1 tRNA gene is annotated in these 722 nt (G+C 46.7%); it reads left to right on the top strand.

Going from position 1 to position 722, the window contains the following annotated elements:
- Positions 1 to 447: 447 nt before the first annotated feature.
- Positions 448 to 519: transfer RNA gene (locus EJ063_RS21860), tRNA-His, on the top strand.
- Positions 520 to 722: the final 203 nt, after the last annotated feature.

Here is a 722-nt window from a genome sequence, read left to right as displayed (position 1 = left end):
CATAGTCCAATTTAATAGAGACAGAACACGATGAGAACAACGAATGAGACAGTCGGTGGAAGATTGGTTTGACGTGATGCACCTCCACATGTGAGTGTCAACGTAGCTGTGGTTGATGTGGATGTGTATTGAGTAGGTGTGTAAGTTGGTTGTTGTTGTTGTTGTTGTTGTTGTTGCTGTTGTAGTAGTGTTTGTTGAATATGTTGTGATTCAGGATTCGTGGATGTTGGTGTTGTTAATTTGTTGGTTTCGGTGTTATTGTTGGGAATGACTGAGATTGTCGTTGGTGTGATGAAGGTGAGTGAGACGTGTGTGAAGTGTTCAGTTCTGTCGATTTGATTCGACAGAGYATTGATTTTTGTGTGTGGGTGCGTTGGTGTCGAGGTGACTGTGTGATGGAGATGGTTGGTGTGTTGTGATAGCGTGACGTTGGGTCGCGAACACATCGTCGCTGTGGTCTAGTGGTTATGACATTGCGTTGTGGCCGCAMTAACCCASGTTCGAATCMTGGCAGCGACATCCGCCTTATTGCCTCCACTACACACATTCACTAACATCGACTGCATTCGCACCATCCAACACAATCATCACTGCACTTCACACCAACCAATCCACAATTGACACTTCCAATTCAACTGAGTCCTCACTGACACCGGTGTCCCGTGACGACGCACCGACACAAGTCATAGACCGCATTCCGTCGCACACTTCCGATAGCGTAC

It is taken from the genome of Vibrio aquaticus (assembly GCF_003970385.1).
Lineage (GTDB): Bacteria > Pseudomonadota > Gammaproteobacteria > Enterobacterales > Vibrionaceae > Vibrio > Vibrio aquaticus.
The sequence above is the reverse complement of the archived record's forward strand: the minus strand, read 5'-3'. Positions and strand labels throughout refer to the sequence as shown.